The organism is Edaphosphingomonas haloaromaticamans (genome assembly GCF_001853345.1).
Taxonomy (GTDB): domain Bacteria; phylum Pseudomonadota; class Alphaproteobacteria; order Sphingomonadales; family Sphingomonadaceae; genus Sphingomonas_E; species Sphingomonas_E fennica.
This window is the reverse complement of sequence record NZ_MIPT01000001.1, coordinates 2,823,473-2,848,468: the sequence shown is the minus strand read 5'-3', so window position 1 is coordinate 2,848,468 and position 24,996 is coordinate 2,823,473. Positions and strand designations below refer to the sequence as shown.

19 protein-coding genes are annotated in these 24,996 nt (G+C 68.8%); 12 read left to right on the top strand and 7 right to left on the bottom strand.

Annotated elements, in window-relative coordinates; all coding sequences use genetic code 11:
• Positions 1-88: 88 nt before the first annotated feature.
• Positions 89-673, top strand: coding sequence for a DedA family protein (locus BHE75_RS13090; protein WP_254684446.1), 585 nt, complete (start codon positions 89-91; stop codon positions 671-673).
• Here BHE75_RS13090 and cls read toward each other — a convergent pair.
• Genes cls through BHE75_RS13065 form a run of 5 tightly spaced genes read right to left on the bottom strand, consistent with a single transcriptional unit; the run spans position 665 to position 11,307 of the window.
• Positions 665-2,080 carry a cardiolipin synthase gene (cls, locus tag BHE75_RS13085; protein WP_070934143.1) on the bottom strand — a complete coding sequence of 472 codons (1,416 nt, stop codon included), beginning with the start codon at positions 2,078-2,080 and terminating at the stop codon, positions 665-667. The two genes, BHE75_RS13090 and cls, sit on opposite strands and share 9 nt — an antisense overlap.
• 28 nt (positions 2,081-2,108) lie before the next feature.
• Complete coding sequence (gene nagE, locus BHE75_RS13080; RefSeq protein ID WP_070934142.1) at positions 2,109-3,875, bottom strand: N-acetylglucosamine-specific PTS transporter subunit IIBC; 1,767 nt, start codon at positions 3,873-3,875, stop codon at positions 2,109-2,111.
• Entirely contained in the window at positions 3,875-6,334 is a 2,460-nt protein-coding gene (gene ptsP, locus BHE75_RS13075; RefSeq protein WP_084653503.1) for a phosphoenolpyruvate--protein phosphotransferase, read from the bottom strand. Before ptsP ends, nagE begins: the two co-directional genes overlap by 1 nt.
• 2 nt (positions 6,335-6,336) lie before the next feature.
• A complete protein-coding gene (locus BHE75_RS13070; RefSeq protein ID WP_217494725.1) occupies positions 6,337-8,619 on the bottom strand; it encodes a family 20 glycosylhydrolase in 2,283 nt (760 codons plus the stop codon).
• Between the two features lie 60 nt (positions 8,620-8,679).
• Positions 8,680-11,307 (bottom strand): TonB-dependent receptor, encoded by a 2,628-nt coding sequence (locus tag BHE75_RS13065; protein WP_070934141.1) that lies wholly within the window; start codon positions 11,305-11,307, stop codon positions 8,680-8,682.
• A gap of 255 nt (positions 11,308-11,562) precedes the next feature.
• Here BHE75_RS13065 and BHE75_RS13060 point away from each other — a divergent pair, with 255 nt between their 5' ends.
• Genes BHE75_RS13060 through nagA form a run of 3 tightly spaced genes read left to right on the top strand, consistent with a single transcriptional unit; the run spans position 11,563 to position 14,473 of the window.
• On the top strand, positions 11,563-12,303 hold the full coding sequence (locus BHE75_RS13060) for a GntR family transcriptional regulator (RefSeq protein ID WP_015457222.1): 741 nt from the start codon (positions 11,563-11,565) through the stop codon (positions 12,301-12,303).
• The gene (locus BHE75_RS13055) at positions 12,300-13,331 is read left to right on the top strand and encodes an SIS domain-containing protein (protein ID WP_070934140.1); all 1,032 of its coding nucleotides are present in this window, start codon (positions 12,300-12,302) and stop codon (positions 13,329-13,331) included. The genes BHE75_RS13060 and BHE75_RS13055 overlap by 4 nt, the downstream gene beginning before the upstream one ends.
• Entirely contained in the window at positions 13,331-14,473 is a 1,143-nt protein-coding gene (gene nagA / locus BHE75_RS13050; RefSeq protein ID WP_070934139.1) for an N-acetylglucosamine-6-phosphate deacetylase, read from the top strand. Before BHE75_RS13055 ends, nagA begins: the two co-directional genes overlap by 1 nt.
• 38 nt (positions 14,474-14,511) lie before the next feature.
• On the opposite strand, the gene BHE75_RS13045 is transcribed toward nagA, so the two are convergent.
• Both BHE75_RS13045 and BHE75_RS13040 read right to left on the bottom strand, forming a co-directional pair.
• Complete coding sequence (locus BHE75_RS13045) at positions 14,512-15,030, bottom strand: VOC family protein (RefSeq protein WP_070934138.1); 519 nt, start codon at positions 15,028-15,030, stop codon at positions 14,512-14,514.
• A complete protein-coding gene (locus tag BHE75_RS13040; protein WP_070934137.1) occupies positions 15,027-16,520 on the bottom strand; it encodes an FAD-binding protein in 1,494 nt (497 codons plus the stop codon). Before BHE75_RS13040 ends, BHE75_RS13045 begins: the two co-directional genes overlap by 4 nt.
• Before the next feature lie 85 nt (positions 16,521-16,605).
• Between BHE75_RS13040 and BHE75_RS13035 the strand changes: the two genes are divergently transcribed.
• From BHE75_RS13035 to BHE75_RS13000, 8 genes are all read left to right on the top strand, one after another.
• The gene (locus BHE75_RS13035) at positions 16,606-17,235 is read left to right on the top strand and encodes a TetR/AcrR family transcriptional regulator (RefSeq protein WP_070934136.1); all 630 of its coding nucleotides are present in this window, start codon (positions 16,606-16,608) and stop codon (positions 17,233-17,235) included.
• A 63-nt stretch (positions 17,236-17,298) separates the two neighbouring features.
• Positions 17,299-17,892: a LemA family protein gene (locus BHE75_RS13030; RefSeq protein WP_070934135.1), complete on the top strand. Its 594-nt coding sequence runs from the start codon at positions 17,299-17,301 to the stop codon at positions 17,890-17,892.
• Positions 17,889-18,686: a TPM domain-containing protein gene (locus BHE75_RS24100; protein WP_139181721.1), complete on the top strand. Its 798-nt coding sequence runs from the start codon at positions 17,889-17,891 to the stop codon at positions 18,684-18,686. The genes BHE75_RS13030 and BHE75_RS24100 overlap by 4 nt, the downstream gene beginning before the upstream one ends.
• Positions 18,686-19,360 (top strand): TPM domain-containing protein, encoded by a 675-nt coding sequence (locus BHE75_RS13020; RefSeq protein ID WP_084653205.1) that lies wholly within the window; start codon positions 18,686-18,688, stop codon positions 19,358-19,360. The genes BHE75_RS24100 and BHE75_RS13020 overlap by 1 nt, the downstream gene beginning before the upstream one ends.
• 106 nt (positions 19,361-19,466) lie before the next feature.
• Positions 19,467-20,762: a cytochrome c gene (locus tag BHE75_RS13015; protein WP_015457213.1), complete on the top strand. Its 1,296-nt coding sequence runs from the start codon at positions 19,467-19,469 to the stop codon at positions 20,760-20,762.
• A gap of 5 nt (positions 20,763-20,767) precedes the next feature.
• On the top strand, positions 20,768-21,259 hold the full coding sequence (locus tag BHE75_RS13010) for a (2Fe-2S)-binding protein (RefSeq protein WP_015457212.1): 492 nt from the start codon (positions 20,768-20,770) through the stop codon (positions 21,257-21,259).
• On the top strand, positions 21,256-23,592 hold the full coding sequence (locus BHE75_RS13005; RefSeq protein ID WP_070934133.1) for a xanthine dehydrogenase family protein molybdopterin-binding subunit: 2,337 nt from the start codon (positions 21,256-21,258) through the stop codon (positions 23,590-23,592). The genes BHE75_RS13010 and BHE75_RS13005 overlap by 4 nt, the downstream gene beginning before the upstream one ends.
• 221 nt (positions 23,593-23,813) lie before the next feature.
• Positions 23,814-24,965 (top strand): epoxide hydrolase family protein, encoded by a 1,152-nt coding sequence (locus BHE75_RS13000; protein WP_070935854.1) that lies wholly within the window; start codon positions 23,814-23,816, stop codon positions 24,963-24,965.
• Positions 24,966-24,996 lie beyond the last annotated feature (31 nt).

The window sequence follows — 24,996 nt, the reverse complement described above, 5'->3', positions numbered from 1 at the left end:
GATTCCGATAATTGTTCCACTAGGTCAACGATGAAGCGCGACGGGCGATTGCGGGGCATGGGGCTATGCCGGCCCGCGGAAAATGCGCATGTTCACCGCCATGACGGTGGAAGCGCTCATCGCCCGTTACGGCCTGCTCGCGATCTTCATCGGCGCGGGGGTGGAAGGGGAGACGGTCGTCGTCACCGGCGGCCTGCTCGCCCATCAGGGGTTGCTGCCGCTGCCCGGTGCGATGATCGCGGCGGCGCTGGGTTCCTGCCTCGCCGACCAGCTTTTCTTCGCCGCCGGCCGGCGGTTCCGCGATCGTCCGCGCGTGCGCCGCCTGATCGCCCGGCCGGCCTTCGCCCGCGCCTTCGCCATGTTCGAACGCCACCCGCTCGCTTTCGTCTTCGGGTTCCGCTTCCTTTACGGCCTGCGCACGGTGAGCCCGATCGCGATCGGCACCTCGCGCCTGCCGGCACGCACCTTCCTGCTGATGAACGCGATCGCCGCCGCGATCTGGGGCGTGGTCTTCACCGGCATAGGCTATGCCTTCGGCCAGGGGATAGAGCGGCTTTTCGGCCGGCTGCGCACTGCCGAGCATGTGATCGCCGCCGTGGCCGGCGTGGCGATCATCCTGCTTGCAGCCACCTGGATCGCCCGGCGGCTGATCGGCCGGCGCGCCTCACAATAAGGGGCTCACCAGCCGGGCGACATTCTCCGCGAACTTGCGCAGGCCGCTGCGGCGGCGCCATTGGTCCAGCGTCACCTCGTCGCTTTCGGCCAGATAGGCCTGCTGGATCGCCGTCAGCCGCGCGATATCGGCCGCATCGAACAGCAGCAGGCTCACCTCCTCGTTCAGCTCGAACGACCGGATGTCGATATTGCTCGAACCCAGGATCGCCAGCCTGTCGTCGAAGGCGACGTTCTTAGCGTGGAGCAGCCGCTGGCGATAACGGCGGATGCGCACGCCGCTGCGCAACAGCTCGTCATAATAGGATGATTGCGCGAAGTGGACGAGGCGCTGATCGACGATCGCCGATACCACCAGGTCCACCGTCACGCCGCGCAGCACGGCGGTGCGCAGCGCCGAAAGCAGGTCTTCGTCCGGGATGAGGTAGGGTGTGACCAGCACCACCCGATGCCGCGCGCGGTGGATCTGCCAGATCAGCATCGTGTGGAAGCCCTGGCTGCGATAATCGGCCCCGCTCGGCAGCACCTGCGCGGTGGCCGTGCCGGCCGCGGGCGATATTTCGGGGGCGTCCTCCAGCAGCCTTTCGGTTTCCAGATACCAGTCGGCCAGGAACACCGCCGTCATCTCGGCCACCACCGGCCCGGTCACGCGCACCACCAGCTCGCGGTTGGTGACGCCGGGGCGGAAATCCTGCGCGACGATATTCTGCGATCCGGTAAAGCCGACCTGCCCGTCGATCAGGAAGAGCTTGCGGTGGTTGCGCATGTCGCGCCGGGTGCGATCGCGCAACAGGCGAAAGGGCAAGGCGGCGCGCACCTCTACCCCCGCCGCGCGCAGGCCCGCCACCGTGCCGCGCCGCCAGCGATGCGACCCCACCGGATCGAACAGCACATGGCAGGCGACGCCGCGCGCCACCGCCCGTGCCAGCGCCGCCATCACCCGCTGGCCCACGGCATCGTCGGCGAAGATATAGACGAGCAGGCGGACATGGCGTTTCGCCGCATCGATATCCTCGACCAGCCGGTCGATCACCGCGCCATAATCGTCGATGAATTCCACGGCATTGCCGCCCACGGCGGGCAGGTGGCCCAGCGTGCGGGCGAGGGTCGCTGCCTCCGGCTCGTTCATGGCGCCGGGCGGGGCTTCGGCGTCCAGCCGGGCGGCAAGGCCGGCGACGAAGGGATCGAGCGCGTGGAAGCGCTCCCGCCGCCAGCGCGGGAAACGGGGCGATCCGATCGCCAGGAACAGCAGCAGGCCCGGCAGCGGCAGCACGAAGATCAGCAGCAGCCAGCTTCGCGTCGCCGCCGGGCTCCTGCGGAAAGGCACCACCACCAGCATGACGAGGCGGATGGCCCATTCGACCAGATAATAGCTTTCGCCCAGCGAGGGTATGTCGTGGATCGCCATCGGCGGCGATCCTAGCATCACCCGCCGTTCAAGCCGATATCGGGCTTATCCCCGCCAGCATCCCGGCTTCCGCGCCCTGTGGGCAGATGAGATGGAGCCGCCCCGGCGCGACGCGCGCGGCCGGCCGGCCGGTGATCCGGGCAATGCCGGGAAGGTCGACCAGCGCTTCCTCCGCCACTGTCACCCGCACGCGGCCGGCTTTGGCATCGGCGGCGCGGATATTGCCGGCGCCGCCCAGGAGGGGCAGCAGATCGGCGGCCAGCGCCGGATGGGGGGCGGAGGCGTTCGTCGGAGCAGGCGCCGGAGCAGGGGGCGGCGCCATGGCGGCCGGCGCGGCGGCGGCGTGCGGCATCGCCAGCCGGCCGCGTATCTCGCCCGCCACCTGATCGGCGACCGGGCCGAGCACCACCTGCAGGCTGCCGCCGTCCAGCCGCAGCACGCCGCGCGCGCCCAGCGCCTTCAGCGCGGCTTCGTCCGCCGCGCGGTTATCGGCCAGCACCAACCGCAGCCGGGTGGTGCAGGCATCCACCGTGCGCAGATTGGCCGCCCCGCCGAGCGCAGCGATATAGCCGCTCGCCCGATCGGCGGCCGGGTCGCCTTCGGCGACCTGCGCGGGCGCGGAGGCAATGTCACGCCCCGGCGTCTTCAGGTCGAAGCGGCGGATGCACCAGGTGAAGGCGGCATAATAGATCGCGAAATAGGCGGCGCCCACCGGCAGCAGCATCAGCGGCCGCGTCGCCAGCCCGAAGTTCAGCAGATAATCGATCAGGCCCGCCGAAAAGCCGAAGCCCAGCCGCACGTCCAGCAGGTCCATCACCACCATCGCCACGCCGGTCAGCACGGCATGCAGCGCGTAGAGCAGGGGAGCGAGAAAGATGAAGCTGAACTCGATCGGCTCGGTCACGCCGGTCAGGAAGGAGGTGAGCGCGAGGCTGAGCAGCATGCCGCCCACCGCCTTGCGCCGTTCGGGCAGCGCGGTGCGATACATGGCGAGGCAGGCCGCCGGCAGGCCGAACATCATCACCGGGAAGAAGCCGGACATGAAGGCGCCCGCTGCCGGATCGCCCGCGAAGAAGCGCTTGAGATCGCCGGTCGCGCCATGGAAATCGCCGAGGATGAACCAGGCGATGTTGTTCAGGATATGGTGCAGGCCGGTGATGATGAGCAGCCGGTTGAGCGCGCCATAGATGAACAGGCCGACGCTGCCCGCGCCCACCACCCATTCGCTGAGGCGGGCGATGGCGCCCGCGATCCAGGGGAAGCCCAGGCCGAACAGCGCCGCGCCCACCAGCCCGGCGCAGCCCGCCGCGATCGGCACGAACCGGCGCCCGCCGAAGAAGGCGAGATATTCCGGCAGCTTGATGTTGGAATATCGGTTGTAGAGCCAGCCAGACGCCAGGCCGGAGAGGATACCGGCCGGCACGCTGAGCCGGGCCAGTTCCTTCGCCTTCCACGCGGCGGCGGCAAGATCGCGCGCGGCGGGATCGGTGAAGGCGGCGGTGGCGTCCGCCGGCACCGCCAGCAGCGATTTCGCGCCCTCCATGGTGACGAGGAAGCAGACGACGCCGGCAAGGCCCGCCGCGCCGTGATTCTCCCGCGCGAGGCCGATGGCGATGCCGGCGGCGAACAGCAGGCCGAGATTGGCGAAGATCGCATCGCCCGCCGCCGCGATGAAGGGCAGGTTCAAAAGATCCGGCTGGCCCAGCCGCAGCAGCAGGCCGGCGACCGGCAGCACCGCGACCGGCAGCATCAGCGCGCGGCCCAGCGGCTGGAGGGCGTCGATACGCAATTTCATCACGCGGCTTCCCTGATGGCGCGGGTGGCGAGGCTGCGCACCTCGGCGGCCGTGGCGCAGGCGAGCGCCGCTTCCGCCAGCCGGCGGGCCTCGTTCATGTCGATGCGGCGGATCGCCGCCTTCAGCGCCGGGATGGCGGCGGGCGTGGCAGAAAGCTCGTCCAGCCCCAGGCCGATTAGGATCGCGGCGGCCAGCGGATCGCTCGCCATGCCGCCGCATGCGCCGATCCAGCGATCGTGCCGGCGGGCGCCGGCCACGGCGGCGGCGATCAGGCGGAGCACGGCGGGGTGGAGGCCGTCGATCATAGGTGCGGTCGCCGCGTTGCCGCGATCGGCGGCCAGTGCATATTGGGTGAGATCGTTGGTGCCGAGCGACAGGAAATCCGCGTCCGCCGCCAGCCCATCGGCCAGCATGGCGGCGGCGGGCGTTTCCACCATGATGCCCAGCGGCGCGCGGGGGACGCCGGTTTCGGCCACCGCCTCGTCATAAAGCGCGCGGGCGCGGGCGAATTCCGCCCGGTCCACCACCATCGGCAGCATGATGCGGCACTGCGCCGCCGGCACGCCGCGCAGGATCGCGCGGAACTGCGCCTTCAGCAGATCCGGCCGCGCCAGCGACAACCGGAGGCCGCGCTGGCCGAGCGCGGGATTCTCCTCCGCCGGCATCGGCAGATAGGGAACGGGCTTGTCGCCGCCTATGTCCAGCGTGCGCAGGATCAGCGGGCGGCCATCCAGCCGGCGGGCGATTTCGGCATAGCTTGCCGCCTGCTCCTCCTCCGACGGCGCATCGGCGCGGTCGAGGAACAGGAATTCGGTGCGCAGCAGGCCGCAGCCCTCGGCGCCGGACGCCACGGCGCGATCCGCCTCTTCGGCGCTGGCGAGGTTGGCGAATATCTCCACCCGCATGCCATCGGCGGTGCGGCCGGGCTCGCTGGCGGCGGCGAGGTTGCGGGCATGCGAGGCGCGCTCGTTATCGATCCGCTCGCGCGCATCGGCGACGGCCCGATCATCGGGCGCGGCGACGATCCGCGCGGCGGCGGCATCGACGATCATGGCGGTGCCGGCGGGGATGGCGAGCACGTCCGCGCCCGCCGCCACGATCATCGGCACGCCCGCCGAGGCGGCCAGGATGGCGACATGCGACGTCGGCCCGCCGCGCGCGGTGACGATCGCCGCCAGCCGCGCGGGATCGAGCGCCATGAACTGCGATGGCAGCAGTTCGTCCGCGATCAGCACCGCGCCTTCGGGCGGGACGGGCGCGGCCGGGACGGGAACGCCGGCGATGGCGGCGATCACCTGCCGTTCGATATCCTTGAGGTCCGCCGCCCGTTCGATCAGCAGCCGATCGCCCGTCGCCTCGATCGCGGCGACCTGCGCGGCCGTCGCCGCTCGCCAGGCGAAGCCCGCGCTCCGCCCTTCGGCGATCGCGGCCCGCGCGGCATCGATCAGGTCCGGGTCCTCGGTGATCGCGCGATGGGCGATGGCGATCTCGGCGCCCTTGCCGTCCTTCGGTTCGTCCAGCCGCGTCCGCACCTCGGCCAAAGCGCGATCCAGCGCCTCGGTCTCCCGGTCCGCGCCGCGACCGTCCTCGGCCACGGCGATATCGGCCACGACTAAGGGGAAAGCCGTGCCGATCGCGAAGCCGGGCGCCGCCATGGTCGCGCCCTGCACGGCCGGCGCGAGGGCGCTGGGAGGCGCGGGGGGATCGCCGGCCTCGCCCATGCCGCCTTCGATCAGGGTGGCGATCGTCGTCACCGCCGCGCGAGCGTCATCGCCGCGGGCCGAGATCAGCAGCCGGTCGCCATGGCGCAGGCCCAGCCCGAGCATGGCGACGGTGCTGCGCGCGTTCGCGTTCCGCCCGTGCGCCTCGAACCGCACCTCCGCCACAAAAGGCTTCAGCGCCGCCGCGATCCGCGCCGCCGGCCGGGCATGGATGCCGTTGGCGAGCGGAACCGTCACCTCGCAGGACGCGCTGTCCTCGCTGACGGGGGCCGCTTGGCGGACGGTGCCGACGGCCTCCACCGTCATCAGCGGATCGCCGGCGGCCACCGCGTGATCGGCGGCCAGCACGGACACGGCATAGCCTTCGTTGGCGATCAGGATCGGGGTGACGAGGCTCTTCGCGCCATCGGCCACCTGATCGAGATCGACCGCGATCAGCGGATCGCCGGCCTTCACGGCCTGCCCGTCCGCGACGCTGGCCGTGAAGCCGCGCCCGCCGAGCGCCACCGTTTCCAGCCCGATATGAATCAGCAGCTCCGCCCCGTTGGCGAGCCTGAGCGTCACCGCATGGCGGGTGGGGGAGACGGCGATCACGGTCGCGTCGCAGGGCGCGCGCAGCATGCCATCGACCGGATCGATCGCCACGCCATCCCCCATCATCCGTTCGGCGAAGACGGGATCGGGCACGGCCTCGATCGGCAGCGCCCAGCCGGCGAAGGGGGCGCCGATGACGACAATGCTCACCGCCCGGCCTCCGGCTGCGCCGTTTCCAGCCGCACGGCGGCGATGCCCCACATCGGGTCCGGCCCGTTGGCGGTGTAGGTGAAGCAGAGATCGTGGCGGCCGGCCATAGCCGGCAGATCGGCGCGGAGCGTAGTGAGGCCGGGATTGCCCGCCGCCGGCGCGAGCGGCAGCGTCGCAATCCTGCGCCCATCGCACCCGTCGACCCGCACCTCGAACTCTCCCTCCGCCGTCGCCGGCCTGGCGAAGCGGATCGTGTCCCGATCCGCGCCGAGCTGGAAGTTGAACGGTATCTGCCCGACATCCAGCGCGATCCGCGTCACGCCGTCCATCGCCGCCGCTTCATATTTCCAGCAGGGATTGAGGATATCGGTGAGGAATGTCGCGCGCGGCCCCGCCGCCGGGGCGTCATCCTCCAGATTGAGGACGAGCTTGTCGGTGCAGGTATGGAGATCGGCGGCCGTCCGCGACCGCAGATCGGCGGCGTCGATGCGCCGGTCGATCGCGCCCGGCAGTGCCCGTCCGTCGCGAAACGCCGCCGCCCGGAGCCGCGCCGGCACCGCGAGATCGAGCGGCCCGGCATAGAGCGGGGAGGCCGATCCGGGTGCCGATCCGTCCAAAGTGTAGCGTATTTCCGAACCGATCTGGTTCGTAATTCGCACCCGCGCTTTGCCGCCTTCGCCGACGTCCATTTCGGCCTGCGGCGCGAGCGCGCTGGTCGCCGCTTCCAGCCCCAAGGGTTTCAGCCGGTCGAGCTGCGGGAGCAGCCGGCCGACGAAGCCCTGGAAATCGCTGGCGCCCGCGCGCGACCATCCGAGTTCCGCAATGGCCGATGCGCGCGGGAACATCATCCACGCGGCCCGCGCCTCGGTGCGGGCATGCTCGGTCCACAAATTGCCCTGCACGCCCAGGATATGATGCTGCTGATCCGCCGTGAGCGACGCGGGCGCGGGATCGAAGCCATAGACATCCGCCAGCGTGATGAGCTGGCCGCGCCCCGGCGGTTCGGTCGCGGCGGTCCCCTGGCGGTGGTTCAGATAGAGGATGGGGGCGGGGGATAGCACGGTATCGTGCCCGAGCTTCGCCGCCGCCACCGCGCCTTCGATGCCGCGCCACGACATCACGGTCGCATTGGGGGCGAGCCCGCCCTCCAATATCTCGTCCCAGCCGATCAGCCGGCGGCCATGGGCGTTCAGGAAGGTTTCGATGCGGTGGATGAACCAGCTTTGCAGGGCGGCCTCGTTCGCCACGCCCAGCGCGCGCATCCGCGCCTGGATGGCGGGCGACTGGCGCCACTGGTCCTTCACCGCCTCGTCCCCGCCGACATGGATGTAGGCGGAGGGGAAGAGCGCCATCACCTCGGTCAGCACGTCTTCGAGGAAGCCGAAGGTGCTGTCGTCGACATTGTAGAGCCAGGGGAAGACGCCCCAGTCGCTTTCCGCGCCCGGCGTCGCCGGCACGCCCCATCCCAGCTCGGGATAGGCGCGGATGGCGGAGAGCGCGTGGCCGGGCATCTCGATCTCGGGCACGACGGTGATCGCGCGCGCGGCGGCATAAGCGACGATCGCGCGCACCTGATCCTGGGTGTAGAAGCCGCCGGTGCGGGGCAGTTCCGGCGCGCCGGGCGCGGAAGCGGGCGTCCGCCACGCGCCCACTTCGGTGAGCTTGGGATATTTGCGGATTTCCAGCCGCCATCCCTGATCGTCGACGAGATGCCAGTGGAAGCGGTTGAGCTTGTGCGCGGCCATCCAGTCGATCAGCCGCATGATAAATTCAGGGGACTGATAATGGCGGGCGCTGTCCAGCATCAGCCCGCGCCAGGCGAAGCGGGGGGCATCGTCGATCCGGACGGCTTCCACCGTGCCGTCGCCGTTCGCGGTGGCGAGCTGCCACAGGCTGATCGCGCCATAGAGCAGGCCGGCATCGTCGCTTGCGCGGATGACGGCGCCCTTGCCCGAAATATCGAGGCGGTAGCTTTCGGCCGCCATGCCGCGCGCGCGGACGAAACGGATGGCGCCGCCGGAGGCCAGCGCCGGGCGGAAGCCGCGCGTGGCCAGCAGCAGATCGCCCAGCCGATTGGCGGCGTTGCGGGCGCCGGCATCCCCATGCGGCACGGCCATGCCGCTCGCCGCGGTCAGGCGGAAGCTGCCCTGCGCGGGCGCCACCGAACGGGGAAGGGGAAGGATGGGCAGATCGGCCGCGTTCGCCGGCATGGAAGCGGCGGTCGCGGCCAGCAGCATGGAGCCAAGGGTGAGATGCTGCGCGATGCGATTGGGAAACACGGATCGGCTACCCCGAAAAAGAAAGTGGGCCGGGTTATCATACCCGGCCCAGGGCAGGGGTCAGTATTTGAAACGGGCGCCGAAATAGAACTGGCGGCCGTTGTCGTAGATGCCGCGCGGCCGCACGGTGGTGCCCGAATATTGCTCGATCTTCTGGTTGGTCAGGTTGATCGCGTCGGCGGTGATCGCGATATTCTCGGTCACGTTGACGCTGACCGAGGCGTCCAGCGAGGCCGTGGACTTCTGGTTCAGCGGCACGCCGCGATCGATGTTGACGAAGAATTTCGAACGGTAGGTGTAGGACAGCCGCGCCGACAGCACGTCATCCTCATAATAGCCGGTCAGGTTATAGGTGTGCTTGGAATTGCCGGGGATCGCCTGCCCGTCGTCCGCCTTGGCGTCCGAATAGGTGTAGTTCACGATCGCGCCGAAGCCGTGCCAGATCGGGCGCGAAACCTGCAGCTCGAAGCCCTTGTTGGTGCCGCCGCCGCCGTTCGACGCGCGGTTGATGGCGAATTCGCAATTATAAAGGTTGGGGTTGGTGCCCGGCGCCGGCACGCAGCGATCGCCGTTAGGCGTCGCGGTTTCCACCGGATAGACCTCGAAATGCGTCTCGTTCACGATGTAGGACTGGATGTCCTTGTAGAACAGGGCCGCCGCCACGATCGTGTCGCGTTCCGGATACCATTCGAACGAAATGTCATACTGGTTGGCGCGGAACGGCTTCACGTCCGGATCGCCGCCTTCGCCCGAAAGCGCGCCGGGGTTCAGCGTCACGCGCGGCAGGATGTTGGTGTAATCCGGCCGGGCCATGGTGCGGCCGGCCGCGAAGCGGACCACCATCTTGTCGTTGAGATCGATGCTGAGGTTCGCGCTGGGCAGGATATCCGTATAGGACCGCTTGGCGCTTACCGGCAGATAGGTGCCGAACGGATTGTCGATCGCGCCGGGCGTTTCGGGCAGCACGCCGATCAGGTTGGCGTCGGTCGTCTGATCGGTGCGGATCACGCGGACGCCGAAATTGCCTTTCCAGCCTTCGCCGCCCAGCTTCGCCATGGCGAAGCCGCCATAGGTCTTCTCGTTGATCGAATAATTGTCCGACGGCAGCGGGATGCGCTGGCGCACGGATTCCGGCTGGCTGAAATAGATGCTGTCCAGCTTCTTCTGGTCCACCTGCCAGTAACGGCTGAAGGTGCCCGGCAGCTTGATGTTCTTCAGGAAGTTGCCCGGCGTCAGCTCGCCCGCGAAATCGGCGGACGTGCAGGGGCCGCCGTTGCAGCCTTCGGCCGCCAGCGGCATGTAGAAGCCGCCATAGGTGGTGGCCATGAAGGTGGCGTCGCGATCATGGTTGGTGAACTTGGCGCCCACCTTGATCGCGTTCAGCACGCCCATGTCCAGCTCATGCTCGTAATCGGCATAAGCGTAGAATTCCTGATCCTTGTTGCGGATGCTGTGGAACGACGCGAAGTCGAAGATCATGTCGTTCGGATCGGTCGGGTCGAAGCCGGTGAAGCTCACCTGCGGCGTCCTGCCCGTCAGGTCGAAGGTGAAGCTGCCCGGCGCGCCGCCTTCGTAGAAAGGCTGGTCCTTGGTGGCGCCGATCGCCTTGGTGTAGCCGATCTGGAAATGGGCGGTGCCCCGGTCGGAGGCGTGCCACACCGCATCGAAATCGGCCGACCAGGTATCGGTATAGGCCTTGCGCGAGATCGCGTCGAACACGGCGGCGCGGCCGGTGGTGCCGTTGTCGGCGGAGGTGATGGTGCCCTTCACCACGGTGCCGTCCACCACGGTGGCGTCGGTCAGCGTGCCGCCGCCGCCCAGCGCGTTATCGCCCCAGGCCATGAAGTTCTGGTTGAAGTTGTTGGCGTTCAGGCGCGAATAGAGCCCGGTCACGTTGATTTCCAGCGTGTCGGACGGGCGGAACTGCACCGCCAGGTTGCCGCCGTAACGCTCGCGATCCTGGGTGAACAGCGCGGAACCGATCAGGCCCGGCACCAGCGCGTCGCCGGTCGGCTGGCCGACGGGGGTGATGTAGCTCAGCACCTCGACGCCGTCGCGGCGCAGGCGGCGCTTCTGGTAGACGCCGCCGACGAGCACGCCGAAGCTTTCGTCGTCATTCTTCCAGCTGAACATGCCGGAGAATTGCGGGTCGAACTTGTCGGCGCGTTCCGAATAGACCATCTGCGCGGAGCCGGAGATGGAGAAGGCATCGAGATCCAGCGGACGGCGCGTTTCCACGTTGATCGTGGCGCCGACGCCGCCTTCGTCCAGATCGGCCATCGGGCTCTTATAGACTTCCAGCTTGCCGACGATTTCGGACGGCAGCATCAGGAAGTTGAAGCTGCGGGTGGCGGCCTGCTGGTCGAGGATGAACCAGTCGGCCGTGGCGATGCCGTGGCCGTTCAGCAGGGTGCGCGTCAGGTTCTTGTCGGTGCCGCGGACGTTGACGCGCTCACCTTCGCCATATTCGCGGTTGATCACCACGCCGGGCACGCGCTGCAACGATTCGGCGACGTTCCTGTCGGGGAACTTGCCGATATCCTCGGCCGAGATCGCGTCCACGATCACGTCGGAATTGCGCTTCGTCTCGATCGCGGCGGCCTGCGATGCGCGGATGCCGGTGACGATGATGTCGTTATCGACGGTGGCCGCGTCCTGCGCGTGGGCGGCCTGCCCGAACGCGATCAAGGCGAGGATGCTGGCTGAATTTCTGAAGAATCGTCCGGTTGTCATCTGCTCTTCCCCTTCCCCGGCATCTCGCCTTTGCGATAATGCCAATTTGCTACCAATGACGTACCAATAAGCAGACCATCCGTCAGACCAATGCGTCGGTCAAGTAGCATTCTTACAATTTTTTGACGGATGGCGTGTTTTTCTGCTGGCAAATGGTATTTCATTGGTCTTATAGCTCTGACAAGCGGAAGGGCAGGGAGCCGAAGAAGGATGAGCCTGGCGGAACAGATTGGCGCGCTGGATGCGCACGGCCGGGCCCCGCTCTACCAGCGCCTCCAGGATGCGTTGCGCGGCGCGATCGAGCAGCAGCTCCTGAAACCGCAGCAGGCGCTGCCGCCGGAGCGCGATCTGGCCAGCGACTTCGCCGTTTCCCGCATCACCGTGCGCAAGGCGCTGGACGGGCTGGTGGCCGAAGGGCTGCTCAACCGGCGGCAGGGGGCTGGCACCTTCGTCGCCGGCCGCGTTGAAAAGCAGTTTTCGAAGCTGTCGTCCTTCTCCGAAGACATGGCGACGCGCGGCCGCACGCCTTCCAGCAAGTGGCTTTCCCGTTCCGAAGGCGCCGTGACGCCCGATGAATCGCTGACGCTGGGCCTGAGCCCCGGCACCCGCGTCTATCGCTTCGCGCGTATCCGCTATGCGGACGATCTTGCCATGGCGCTCGAATATTCGACGATCGCCGGCTACGGCCTGCCGTCGCTCGATACGGTCGGCGTGTCGCTTTATTCCGCGCTGGACGAGACCGGGAACCGGCCGGTGCGCGCGCTGCAGCGGCTGCGCGCGGTGCTGTTCGATGCGGAGCGGGCGGCGCTGCTGGGCATGGAGGCCGGCGCGCCGGGCCTGTTCATCGAGCGGCGCGGTTTTCTGGAAGACGGCCGCGCGATCGAGATGACGCACAGCTGGTATCGCGGCGATGCCTATGATTTCGTGGCCGAACTCAACGCACTGGCATGATGAACCCTGAACAGACCCTGATGTTCGCCGAAGCCGGCGAATCCGCCGCTGTCGTCACCCGCCAGCGCGTGGCCAATGCCCAGGCGCTGGCTGCCATCGCCGATCGGCTGCGCGGGCATCCGCCGCGTGCCGTGCTGACCTGCGCGCGCGGCAGTTCGGACCATGCGGCGACCTACGCCAAATATCTGATCGAAACCCGGCTGGGGCTGCTGGTCTCATCGGCCTCGCCATCGGTCAGCTCCGTTTATGGCGCGGCGCAGCGGCTGGACGACATGCTCGCCGTCGCCATCTCGCAATCGGGCAAGAGCCCGGACCTGCTTGCCACGGTCGAGGCCGCGAAGCAGGCGGGGGCGGCCGCGCTGGCGCTGGTCAACGTCGCCGATTCGCCGCTCGCCGCGCTCGCCGACGATGTCCTGCCGCTCCACGCCGGGCCGGAACGCAGCGTCGCCGCCACTAAATCCTACATCGCGACGCTGGCCGCGATCGCCGATCTGGTTCGGGCCTGGACCGGCGACGCCGGCCTGGCCGCGGCGCTCGACACGCTGCCCGATCTGCTGCGCCGGGCCTGGGCGTGCGACTGGTCCCCGCTGGTCGATGCGCTGGCCGATGCGCGCGGCCTGTTCGTCGTCGGCCGGGGCATCGGCCTTGCCGTCGCGCAGGAAGCCGCGCTGAAATTCAAGGAGACCTGCGGCATCCAGGCCGAAGCCTTCAGCGCCGCCGAGCTGAAGCATGGGCCGATGGCGCTGGTCGGCCCCGGTTTCCCGCTAATCGTGTTCCGCCAGTCGGACGAAACCGGCCCCGGCGTCGATGCACTGGCGGCCGAGATGGCGGCGCGGGGCGGCCCGGTGTTCATCGCCGGCGGCGAGGCGGCGGGCGCCACGCCCCTGCCTTCGATCGAGGGCGATGCCGCGATCGAGTCGCTGCTCCATATCCAGTCCTTCTACCGCGCCGCCAACGCCCTGTCGGTCCGTCGCGGCTTCGATCCCGACAAGCCGCCCCACCTCGCCAAGGTGACGGAGACACTGTGATGACGGTCGCGCTTGTCAACGGCCGCATCCTGATCGATTCCGCCTTCGTCGGGGGGCAGGCCGTGCTGGTCGAGGCCGGGCGCATCGCCGCGATCGTCGCCGAGGGCGATGTGCCCGACGATGTGGAACGGCACGATCTTGCCGGCCAGCGGCTGGCGCCCGGCTATATCGACCTTCAGGTCAATGGCGGCGGCGGCGTGCTGTTCAACGACATGCCGACCGTGGAGGGCATCGCCGCGATCGGCGCGGCGCACCGCCGCTACGGCACCACCGGTTTCCTGCCGACGCTGATCAGCGACGATCTTTCGGTGGTCCGCGCCGGTGTCGCGGCGGTGGAGGCGGCGATCGCGGCCGGCGTGCCGGGCGTGCTGGGCATCCATATCGAAGGGCCGTTCCTGAACGTCGCCCGCAAGGGCATCCACAACCCGGCGAAGATCCGCGCGCTGGACGAGGACGGCATTGCTGCCGTCACCGGCCTTCGCCACGGGCGGACGCTGGTGACGCTGGCGCCCGAAAAGACCACGCCCGCCATCGTCCGCCGGCTGGTGGAAGCGGGCGTCGTGGTCGCGGCCGGGCATACCGCCGGCACCTACCGCCAGATCCGCGACGCGCTGGATCAGGGCATGTCCGGCTTCACCCACCTGTTCAACGCGATGTCGCCGCTTACCTCGCGTGAGCCGGGGGCGGTGGGCGCGGCGCTGGAGGACGAGGCGGCATGGTGCGGCCTGATCGTCGACGGCCGCCATGTCGATCCGGTGACGATGCGCCTCGCGCTGCGCTGCAAGCCGGCCGATCGGTTCGCGCTGGTGACGGATGCGATGCCGACTGTGGGCATGGCGGAAAAGAGCTTCGTGCTGCAGGGACACCGCATCACCGTGGTCGACGGCGTGTGCGTGAACGAGGACGGCACGCTGGCCGGATCGGACCTCGACATGGCGCGCGCCGTGCGCAACGCGGTGGCGATGTTGGATATCGGCGCGGAAACCGCGATCGGCATGGCTTCTGACACGCCGGCCCGCTTCCTGGGCGTCGCCGCGGATCGCGGGCGGATCGCTCCCGGTCTCGCCGCCGATTTCGTGCTGCTGGACGATGCGCTGAACGTCGCCGGCACATGGATTGCCGGCGCGTTCGAGGCGGCCTGAGGCGGTAATCCGGCCCGCCGGATCGCTCCGGCGGCCCTTTAGCCGATGGTGGTGATGGGGTTGCTGCCGTCCCACGCCCTCGCGGCGGCGGCACCGGCGACGATCATCTCGCGCATGCCCTGGCCCTGGATGAATTCGTAGAGCACGCCCGTTTCGCCTTCGGGTTCGAGATAGGCGACATTGGTGGCGGGATTGCTCGCCTCGAACACGGTGCTGAGCCCGTTGGCGGATGCGCGGGCGACGGCATCGTCCAGATCGTCCACCACCCAGGCGATATGGTGGATGCCGAGGATCGGGGTGCCATCGGCATTGCGATAGGGCGAGGGCGTGGCGTTGGTGGCCTGGATAAGCTCGATCTGGATATCGCCCTGATAGGACAAGGCGACATCCATGGTGACGATGCCTTCCACCCCGCGATAGCGGCCCTGAAGGCTGACATTGCGGAACACCGTCCACGGGCCGACGCCGAGCTGGGCGATCCAGCGGGCGATGCCGCGATCGAGATCGTCGACGAGATAGCCGATCTGGTCGATCGGGCCGAACAGGGCCTTGGTCATGCAGTCGCCTTTCGTGCGGGAAGGCGGGCGGCATGCGCGCCGGCGCGCCGCCCGAAGAAGGATGCTTCGCCCAGGCAGGTGCCGGAGGCATAGCCGTTGCTGTCCTGCGCGATGTTCGACGCGCAGGCGCCGGCCGCGTAGAGGCCGGGGAGGGGCGTGCCCGCTGCATCCAGCACCTCGCCATCAGCGGACACCCGCAGCCCGCCCAGCGTGAAGCCGGTATAGACGGCGCGGCCGAACGACAGGTCGAAGGCGGCATAGGGGGCTTCGTCGAGCGGCTTCAGCCATTTCGGATGCTTGTGGAAATCTGGGTCCGCACCGTCGGCGGCGTGCCGGTTATATTCAGCCATGGTGGCCTGCAGCGATCCTTCGGGCAGGGCCAGCCCGGCCTCCATCTCCGCCACGGTGGCGAAGCCGTCGATGAGGCGCTGGTTGGTGAGCGAGGCGAAATGCGGATAGCCGAAGATCGCCGCATCGACAATGAGATAGACGATGCCGTCCGGCTGGCGGGCGGAGAAGATGCCCGAGCGGCTGTGATAGGAATCCTCGGCCACGAAGCGCTGGCCGTCGCGGTTGACGAGTATGCCCTTCAGCAGGTTTTCCGGCGGATAGAAGGGTGAGGTGAGGAAGGCTTCGTCCATGTGGATGGGGGTGCCGCCGGCCGCGGCCCCCAGCCGGATCGCCAGCCCATCGTCATGCGGGCTGCCCTGCACATAAGCGGACGCCAGTATCGGCACATGCCGCGCCACCATATCGGGGTTCTGGCCGAAGCCGCCGCCGGCCAGCACCACGCCATGGCGGGCGCGGACATGCACCGGCTCGCCAAAGCGGCGGGCCTGGACGCCGACGATGCGATCGCCTTCGCGGATCAGGCCTTCCACCTTGCAATCGGCCATCACCGTGGCGCCGGCAGCTTCGGCGCGTTCGGAAAGGATGCGGAGCGCCAGCGCGCCGCCGCCTTCCTCGCCCTCGAAGGCGACCTTGTGGCCGCGCGGCGCGGGCTTCGCCATGTCGCGATAGGGCCAGACCTGCTCGTTGCCCGTCCAGATCAGGCATTCGCGGCCGGGCTGGACGACGTTCTTCTGGGGATAATAGCTGCGATCAAAGGGAACGCCCTGCGCCTCCAGCCAATCGAAATGGGCGACGCTGCCTTCGCTGTAGAGGCGGATCTTCTCCCGATCGGGATCGAGGGCGACGGCCTCCAGATAACGGGCCATTTCCACCGGATCGTCATCGAAGCCGCAGGCCTGCTGCACGGGCGTGCCGCCGCCGAGATAGAAATGCCCGGCCGCGGCGGACGTGCTGCCGGTGCAGCCGCTGGTGCGTTCGACGATGACGACTGAGGCGCCGGCGGCGCGGGCTTCCAGCGCGGCGCAGGCGCCGGCCATGCCGAATCCCATGATTACCACATCGGCCGTGGCCGACCAGTCGGATACGGTGGCGGCATCGATCAGAAGGGGCGGGTGATCGCCCTGCCGGCTGGTGCTCATTTCGTGCCTTCCCCTCTCGCCCGGATCTGGATGAATTATGGTGGACTGCTAGTATAGTCAAATTCAAGAGCCATGAAGGAGCGGTATGGACGGAGCGATCGAGGGCGCGAGGCGGCGAGGGCGGCCGGCGGGGCGGACGGCGGCGGGGGAGGCGCAGCGCCGGCGGACGCGGGCGGCGATCCTTGCGGGGGCGGGCGAGGTGTTCGCGGCCGCGCCTTATGTGCATGCGACGATCGACGACATCATCCGCGCGGCGGGCGTGAGCCGGGCGACCTTCTACACCCATTTCGAATCGAAGCTGGCGCTGGCGATCGCCATCTATGACGGGATCGCGGGTGACTGGCTGGCGCTGTTCGACGCGCTGGCGGATGCGCGGACGGCGGGCGGGCTGCGGGCGTGGCTGGACCGGCTGGCCGCGCTCTATGCCGATCATGGCTATGTGACGCCGCTGGTGGCGCAGCTCCGCCTGTTCGAGCCGAGCTTCCGCGAAAGGCTGCTGCGCGATCGGGATCGGATCATCGACAGGCTCGCCCGCGCCGGCCTGGCGGGCTTCGCGGCGGCGGAGGGGGACATGCGCGAACGGGCGCGGGCGCACCTGCTGCTCCGCCGGCTGGACGAGGTGTGCGCCGATCTTGCCACGGGCGAGGCGCTGGCGGGAATCCATGCGGAGCTGATGGTGGAGGAGCTGGAGGCGTTCATCGCGGGCCGGGCATGAGCGGATATCGGCAAGCCGCCGATCATCATGTATAGCGGGCGCTGCTTTGGGGAGAGACCGACCATGAAATTTCGCCGCACCACCCTTGCCGCGCTGGCGCCGATCGCCATCCTTTCGCTGTCCTCCTGCGGGATCAACGCCATCCCCACCGACGAGGAAGCCGCCAAGGCGCGCTGGGCCGACGTGCAGAACGAATATCAGCGCCGGGCCGATCTGATCCCCAACCTGGTGGCAACGGTGAAGGGCTATGCCGCGCAGGAAAAGGACGTGCTGACCCAGGTGACGGAGGCGCGCGCCAAGGCGACGTCGATCAACATCACCACCGACGACCTTTCCAACCCGGAGCGGCTGAAGCAGTTCGGCGACGCGCAGAACCAGCTTACCCAGGCGCTGGGGCAGCTCCGCACCGTGGTGGAAGCCTATCCCGAGTTGAAATCGAACGAGAATTTCCTGGCGCTGCAATCGCAGATCGAGGGCACGGAAAACCGCATCGGCATCGCGCGGCGCGATTATAACGCGGCGGTGCAGGCCTATAACACCCGCATCCGCACCTTCCCCGACGTGGTGGGCGCCAAGGTGATCTACGGATCGAAGCCGATGGCGACCTTCGAGGCGACGACGCCCGGATCGGACAAGGCGCCGACGGTATCCTTTTGACACGCCTGATCGCCCTGCTGTGGCTGCTGCTGGCCGCCACGGCGGCGGGCGCGCAGACCTTCCCGCCGCTGAGCGGACGGGTGGTGGACGCCGCGAACATCCTGTCGCCCGAGCAGGAAAGCGCGCTGACCGCGAAGCTGGCCGCGCTGGAACAGGGCAGCGGCCGGCAGTTCGTGGTGGCGACGGTGCCGGGCCTGCAGGGCTATACGATCGAGGATTACGGCTATCGGCTGGGGCGGAGCTGGGGGATCGGCACCGGCAAGCTGAATGACGGCCTGATCCTGCTGGTGGCGCCGAACGAGCGCAAGGTGCGGATCGAGGCGGGATATGGCCTGACCCCGATCGTGACCGACGCGCTTTCGGGCATCATCATCCGCCGCGCGATATTGCCGCGTTTCCGCGACGGCGACATGGCGGGCGGTATCGATGCCGGCGCCGATGCGCTGATCGACCTGATAAAGCTGCCCGATGCCGAGGCGGCCGCCCGCGCGCAGGAGATCGTGAAGACCGAAGCGGCGAAGGAAAGGCAGTTCGACCCGGCCGTGCTGATCCCGATCGTCATCATCGGCGGGATGATGCTGATGACGCTGCGATCGCGGCGGCGCGGCGGCGTCTATCGCCGGGGCGGCGGGCCGATCATCCTGTGGGGGCCGGGCATGGGCGGCTGGGGCGACGACGATGACGACCGCTGGGGCGGCGGCGGTGGCTGGGGAGGCGGCGGCTGGGGTGGCGGCGGCGGATTTTCCGGCGGCGGCGGCTCCTTCGGCGGCGGCGGGGCTTCGGGAAGCTGGTGATGATGCATCTGGATGCCGAGGATCATCGGCGGGTGAACGCCGCCATCGTCGCGGCGGAGGAACGCACCGACGGCGAGGTGATCGCGATCGTGGCGCGCCGGTCGGACGCCTATCATGATGCGGCGCTGCAATGGTCGCTGCTGGTGATGCTGCTGTGCTTCGCCGCCGTCGCCGCCTTCCCGCAGGCGTTTATCGGGCTGCTGGAAGCGATCACGGGCAGCTGGCACGCCGAATGGACGGTGCGCGAGCTGCTGACCATCCTGCTGGCGGTGCTGACGGCGATCTTCCTGGCGGCGCGGCTGGCGCTGAACTGGATGCCGCTCAGGCTGGCGCTGGTGCCGCGTTCCACCAGGATGCGCCGCGTTCGCCGCCGGGCGGTGACGCTGTTCAAGGTAGGGGCGGAGCGGCGCACGGCATCGCGCACGGGCGTGCTGCTATATCTTTCGCTGGACGAGCATCAGGCGGAGATCGTTTCCGATCGCGCGATCCATGCCAGCATCCCCGCCGAAGCCTGGGGCGCGGCGATGGCGCTGCTGGTGGATGCGGTGCGCGACGGCCGACCGGGCGACGGCATGGTCGAAGCAATCGGCGCGATCGGGGACCTTCTGGCCCAGCATTTCCCCTTTACCGGGCAGGACCCGAACGAGCTGCCCGATCATATCATCCATGTATAAGAGCCCGCAAAACTTCTTCTGGACGTAATGGAATAGCCGGCGGAAACTATCGACATATCGACTCGGGCGGCTTGGGAGGCGGGCTGTTCATGATCTGGGGCGTGCATTGCTGAAGCGCATCCTGATCGGGATCGCCGCCGTGCTGGCCGTGGGGCTGGTGGGTTTCGGCATATTCGCCTGGCGATCCGCTATCGCCCCGATCCAGCCGCCGCCGGCATCGGCCTTCGCCCCCGAACTGGTCGCGCGCGGGGAGATACTGGCCAGCGCCGGCTATTGCGCCACCTGCCACACCGCCAAGGGCGGGCAGGCCTATGCCGGCGGCTATCCGATGGAAACGCCGTTCGGCACGATATATTCCACCAACATCACGCCGGACCCGGAGACCGGGATCGGCGCATGGCCCGAGGCGGCGTTCCGCCGGGCGATGCACGAAGGCGTGGCGCGGGACGGATCGCACCTGTTCCCGGCTTTTCCCTTCGACCATTTCACCAAGCTGAGCGATGCGGACATATCCGCGCTCTACGCCTTCTTCATGACCCGCAAGCCCGTGGTGGCGCCGGCGCGGGACAATGGCGTGCCGTTCCCGCTCAACATCCGGGCATTGCAGGCGGGCTGGAAGCTGCTTTTCTTCAAGCCCGGCCGGTTCCAGCCGCAGGCGGCGAAGAGCGCGGAATGGAACCGGGGCGCCTATCTGGCCGAAGGGCTGAGCCATTGCGGCGCCTGCCATACGCCGCGCAACATGCTGGGCGCGGAAAGGCGCCCGCTGGTCTATGCCGGCGCCCTTATCGACAATTGGGTGGCGCCGCCGCTGAATGCCGGCAATCCATCGCCCGTGCCCTGGGACCGGGACGAGCTGATCGCCTATCTGCAGAGCGGTGTCAGCCATTATCACGGCACGGCGGTGGGGCCGATGGCGCCGGTGGTGCGGGGGCTGCAACGGCTGCCGGGCAGCGACATCAACGCGCTGGCCGTCTATTTCTCCGATCGCGACGGTATCGAGCAGCGCCAGGGGATAGCGGCGCCCGCCGTGCAGCAGGCGCTGGCGACGAGCAGCGTGGGCAGCGGGCTCACTTACGATCCGGCGGCCCGGCTCTACACGGCGGCCTGCGCGTCCTGCCATTATAACGGCGCCGACGCGGTCAATCCGCTGCGGCCGGAACTGGCGCTGAACAGCGCGGTCAGCCTCGGCGACCCGACCAACCTGATCCAGGTGATCCTGCACGGCGTGGGCGCGGATGACGGCGTGCCCGGCGTGGTGATGCCGGCCTTTTCGCGGTTCAGCGACGCGGACATCGCGCGGATCGCCGCCTATCTGCGCGCGACCCGGACGAGGAAGGGGCCGTGGCTGGACCTGGAACGCAAGGTTGCCCAGGTGCGCGCGCACGGGCCGGGGCAGGAGTAGACGGCATGACCACCCGCTTCACCATCAACGGCCGCGCGGTTTCGGTGGATGCCGACGAGGATAGCGCCCTGCTGTGGGCGATCCGCGACGATATCGGGCTGACGGGCACCAAGTTCGGCTGCGGCATCGGCATGTGCGGGGCGTGCACCGTCCATGTCGGCGGGCGGGCGACGCGATCCTGCATCACCCCGCTCGCGGCGGTGGAAGGCGCGGACATCACCACGATCGAGGGGCTGGACCCGGCCGGCGCGCATCCGGTGCAGAAGGCCTGGCGGGCGCTGCAGGTGCCGCAATGCGGATATTGCCAGCCGGGCCAGATCATGCAGGTGGCGGCGATGCTGAAGGATTTCCCCGCGCCCACCGATGCCGACATCGATGCGGTGATGGCCGGCAGCCTGTGCCGCTGCATGACCTATGTGCGCATCCGCGCCGCGATAAAGGAAGCCGCCGCGACGATGACGAAGGGGACTGCGAAGGCGAAGGGAGCGGCGGCATGAGCCGGCCGATCGCGGCGTCGGCCAAAGCCGGCGGGGCCGGGCCGGCGGCGCTGCTTTCGCGGCGCAACTTCCTGGCGCTTTCGGCCGGCGCGGGGATCAGCTTCGGCTTTGCCCGTATCGTCGATGCGGCGATGGACCCGGCCGTGCCCGGCGGGGTGCCCGCCGCGCCCCATGGCGGGCTGATCGAGCCCAATCTGTGGTTCGGGATCGACCATGACGGCATCGTCACCGTCAACATCATCCGCGCGGAGATGGGCCAGCATGTCGGCACCGCGCTGGCCCGCATCCTGGCCGACGAGCTGGAGGCGGACTGGAGCAAGGTGCGCATCGTCCATGTCGATACCGACCCCAAATGGGGGTTGATGGTGACGGGGGGAAGCTGGTCCGTCTGGCAGACCTTCCCGCTGTTCAGCCGGGCTGGGGCGGCGGGGCGGATCGCGCTGATCGAGGGCGGCGCGCGGCTGCTGGGCGTGGCGCCATCGGCCTGCGCGGCGCGCAACGGCGCGGTGGTGGCGGNCGGGCGCAGCATCGGCTTCGGCGAGATCGCCCGGCGCGGCGGGCTGACCCGCACCTTCACGCCCGAGGAGCTGGAGAAGCTGCCGATCAAGCCGGTGAAGGACCGGCGGCTGATCGGCCGGCCGACCGAGGCGGTGGACATCGCCGCCAAGATCGACGGCACCGCGCGCTACGGCATCGATGCGCGCGTGCCCAACATGGTCCATGCGCGCCCGCTGCTGCCGCCGACGCGCAACGGATCGAAGGTGGTTTCGATCGACGACGGCGATGCGCGCAAGGTGAAGGGATATATCCGCAGCATCGCGCTGGACGACCCGTCCGATACCGTGCCGGGATGGGTGATGGTGATCGCCGAGACGTTCCAGGCGGCGCTGAAGGCATCGCGCCATGTGAAGGTGCGGTGGACGCCGGGGCCGGGACATGACGTTTCCGAAAAGCAGATACAGGACCGCGGGGCGGAGCTGGCGGCGAGCGCCGAGGGCGGCGTGGACCTGAACGTCGCCGACGACGACAGCACGCCCGAATTCGACTGGGCGGCGGCAACCACGCTGGAGCGGATCTACACGACGGCGACGGTGCTGCACTTCCAGCTCGAACCCGTGAACGCGCTGGCGTTCGAGAAGGACGGGATGTTCGAAATCCATACCGGCAACCAGTGGCAGTCGCTGATCCTGCCGACGCTGGCCAAGGCGCTGGACCGGCCCGAGGCATCGATCGTGATGCGGACCTACATGCTGGGCGGCGGGTTCGGCCGGCGGCTGAACGGCGATTATGCGGTGCCGGCGGCGCTGGCGGCCAAGGCGCTGGGCCGGCCGGTGAAGATGGTGCTCACCCGCGAGGACGACGTGCGTTTCGATTCGGTGCGGTCGCCATCGGTGCAGCGGCTGCGCATGGCCTTCGACGGCAGCGGTCAGATCCAGGCGATGGAGCATCATGCCTGCGCCGGCTGGCCGACGCAGGTGATGGCGGGCGCGCTGCTGGCCAAGGGACTGCGCGGCGGCCAATATGATCCCTTCGCGATCGCCGGGGCGGACCATTGGTATGATGTCGGCCGCCAGCGGGTGCGGGCCATTCCCAACGATCTCGCCAACAGCAGCTTCCGGCCGGGATGGCTGCGATCGGTGGGGCCGGGCTGGACCAACTGGGCGCTGGAAAGCTTCATGGACGAGGCGGCGTTGCAGGCGCGCGTCGATCCGGTCGCCTTCCGGCTGAAGCTGCTGACCGGCAAGGGCCGCAACGCGGGCACGGCGCCCAGTTCCGTCGGCGGGGCGCTGCGGCAGGCGGNGGTGGTGCGCCGGGCGGCCGCGCGGGCCGGGTGGGGGCAGCCGCTCCCGCCCGACACCGGGCTGGGCCTTGCCACCAGCTTCGGCCAGGAACGCGACATGCCGACCTGGGTGGCCTGCGCCGCGCGGGTGCGGGTGGAGCGGGCCAAGGGCAAGGTGATAGTGGAGAAGCTGACGATCGTGACCGACGCCGGCACCATCGTGGACCCGGACGGCGCGCTGGCGCAGACGCAGGGGGCGGCGCTCTGGGGCCTCAGCATGGCACTGCACGAGGGCACCGAGTTCGTGAACGGCGAGGTGCGCGACCTCAACCTCGACACCTATATGCCGCTGCGCATCGGCGACGTGCCGGCGATGGACATCAGCTTCGTCGACAGCGCCGAGGCGCCGGTGGGGCTGGGTGAGCCGGCGACGACGGTGGTGGCGCCGGCGATCGGCAACGCCATCTTCCGCGCGGTGGGGGTGCGGCTGCGCCACATCCCGATCACGCCCGAGGCCGTGCGCGAGGGGCTGGCGATCGCGGCCAGGAGCTGAAACCGGCCTCCGCCAGTTCGTGCGGCATCATCAAAGCATGGCCCGGATCGTGGCTTGCCTGGAAAAGGCGGGGGCATAACCTTCGGGCGCAGGGAAGCCGTGCCTGAGGCCGCTCCGGTTCCGATCGAACCGGGACAGCCTTGGCAAAGCCCCTGTTCAACGCGATTTCCGGGCCGGCGGATGTTCCGCCTGCCCCGAAACCGGTCCTGCGGGGTGCCTTGATGAGCGTGACGCCTTTCACCATCGCCGTGCCGCAGGAAAGGCTGGACTGGANCAACCGCCGGTTGCGCGACGCGCACTGGCCGACGCCGGCCAGCGGCGATCCCTGGGCGTTCGGGACGAGCATCGGGGAGATGCGGTCGCTGGTGGATTATTGGCTGGAAAGCTACGACTGGCGCGCGCGGGAGGCGGCGCTCAATCGCTTTCCGCATTTCCGGGCGCATATCGACCTGGGCGACGCGGCCTATGACGTCCACTTCATCCATGTGCGGGGCAAGGGGCCGAACCCGACGCCGGTGATCATCACCCATGGCTGGCCGGGATCGTTCGTCGAATTCATGGAGGTGATCGAGCCGCTGACCGATCCGGCGCGCTTCGGCGGCGATCCGGCGGATGCGGTGACGGTGGTGATCCCATCGCTGATCGGATACGGATTTTCCGGCAAGCCCGATCGGCCGATCGGCCCGCGCACCATCGCCCGCGCCTTCGACAAGCTGATGCGCGAGGAACTGGGCCATGACGGCTATATCGCGCAGGGCGGGGACTGGGGATCCTCGGTTTCCGGCTGGCTGGGTTATGAAGGGCAGGGCTGCCGCGCCGTGCACCTGAACTTCACCTTCGGCTGGACCGACCCGGCGGCCATTCCCGAAACGCCCGAGGAGATCGAGGCGGCGCAACGGCTGCAGGCGATATGGCGGGGCGAGGGCGGATATATGGCGATCCAGTCCACCAAGCCGGTGACGCTGGACCATGCGATGGCCGATAGCCCGCTGGGCGTGGCGGCGTGGATATTGGAGAAGTTCCACACCTGGTCCGACCTGGTCGATGGCGATCTCTGGTCCGTCTATGCGCGCGACCGGATCATCGACAACATCATGATCTATCTGGTGACGGACACGTTCGGCACCGCATCCTGGCTTTATCGCGGCGTGTTCGACGAGCCGGTGCCGGCCGGCGCGCGCGTGACAAAGCCCGTCGCCATCGCCAATTTCCCGGGCGAGCTGGGCCAGTTTCCGCGCAGCACGGTGGAGAAAAGCTACAACGTCGTCCGCTGGACGGATGCGCCCCGCGGCGGCCATTTCGCGGCGATGGAGCAGCCGGCGCTGTTCGTGGACGACCTGCGCGCCTTCGTGCGCGAGCAGCGCGGCGCCTGACGATCCCTGCCTTCCAACGATCGGAGCCAAG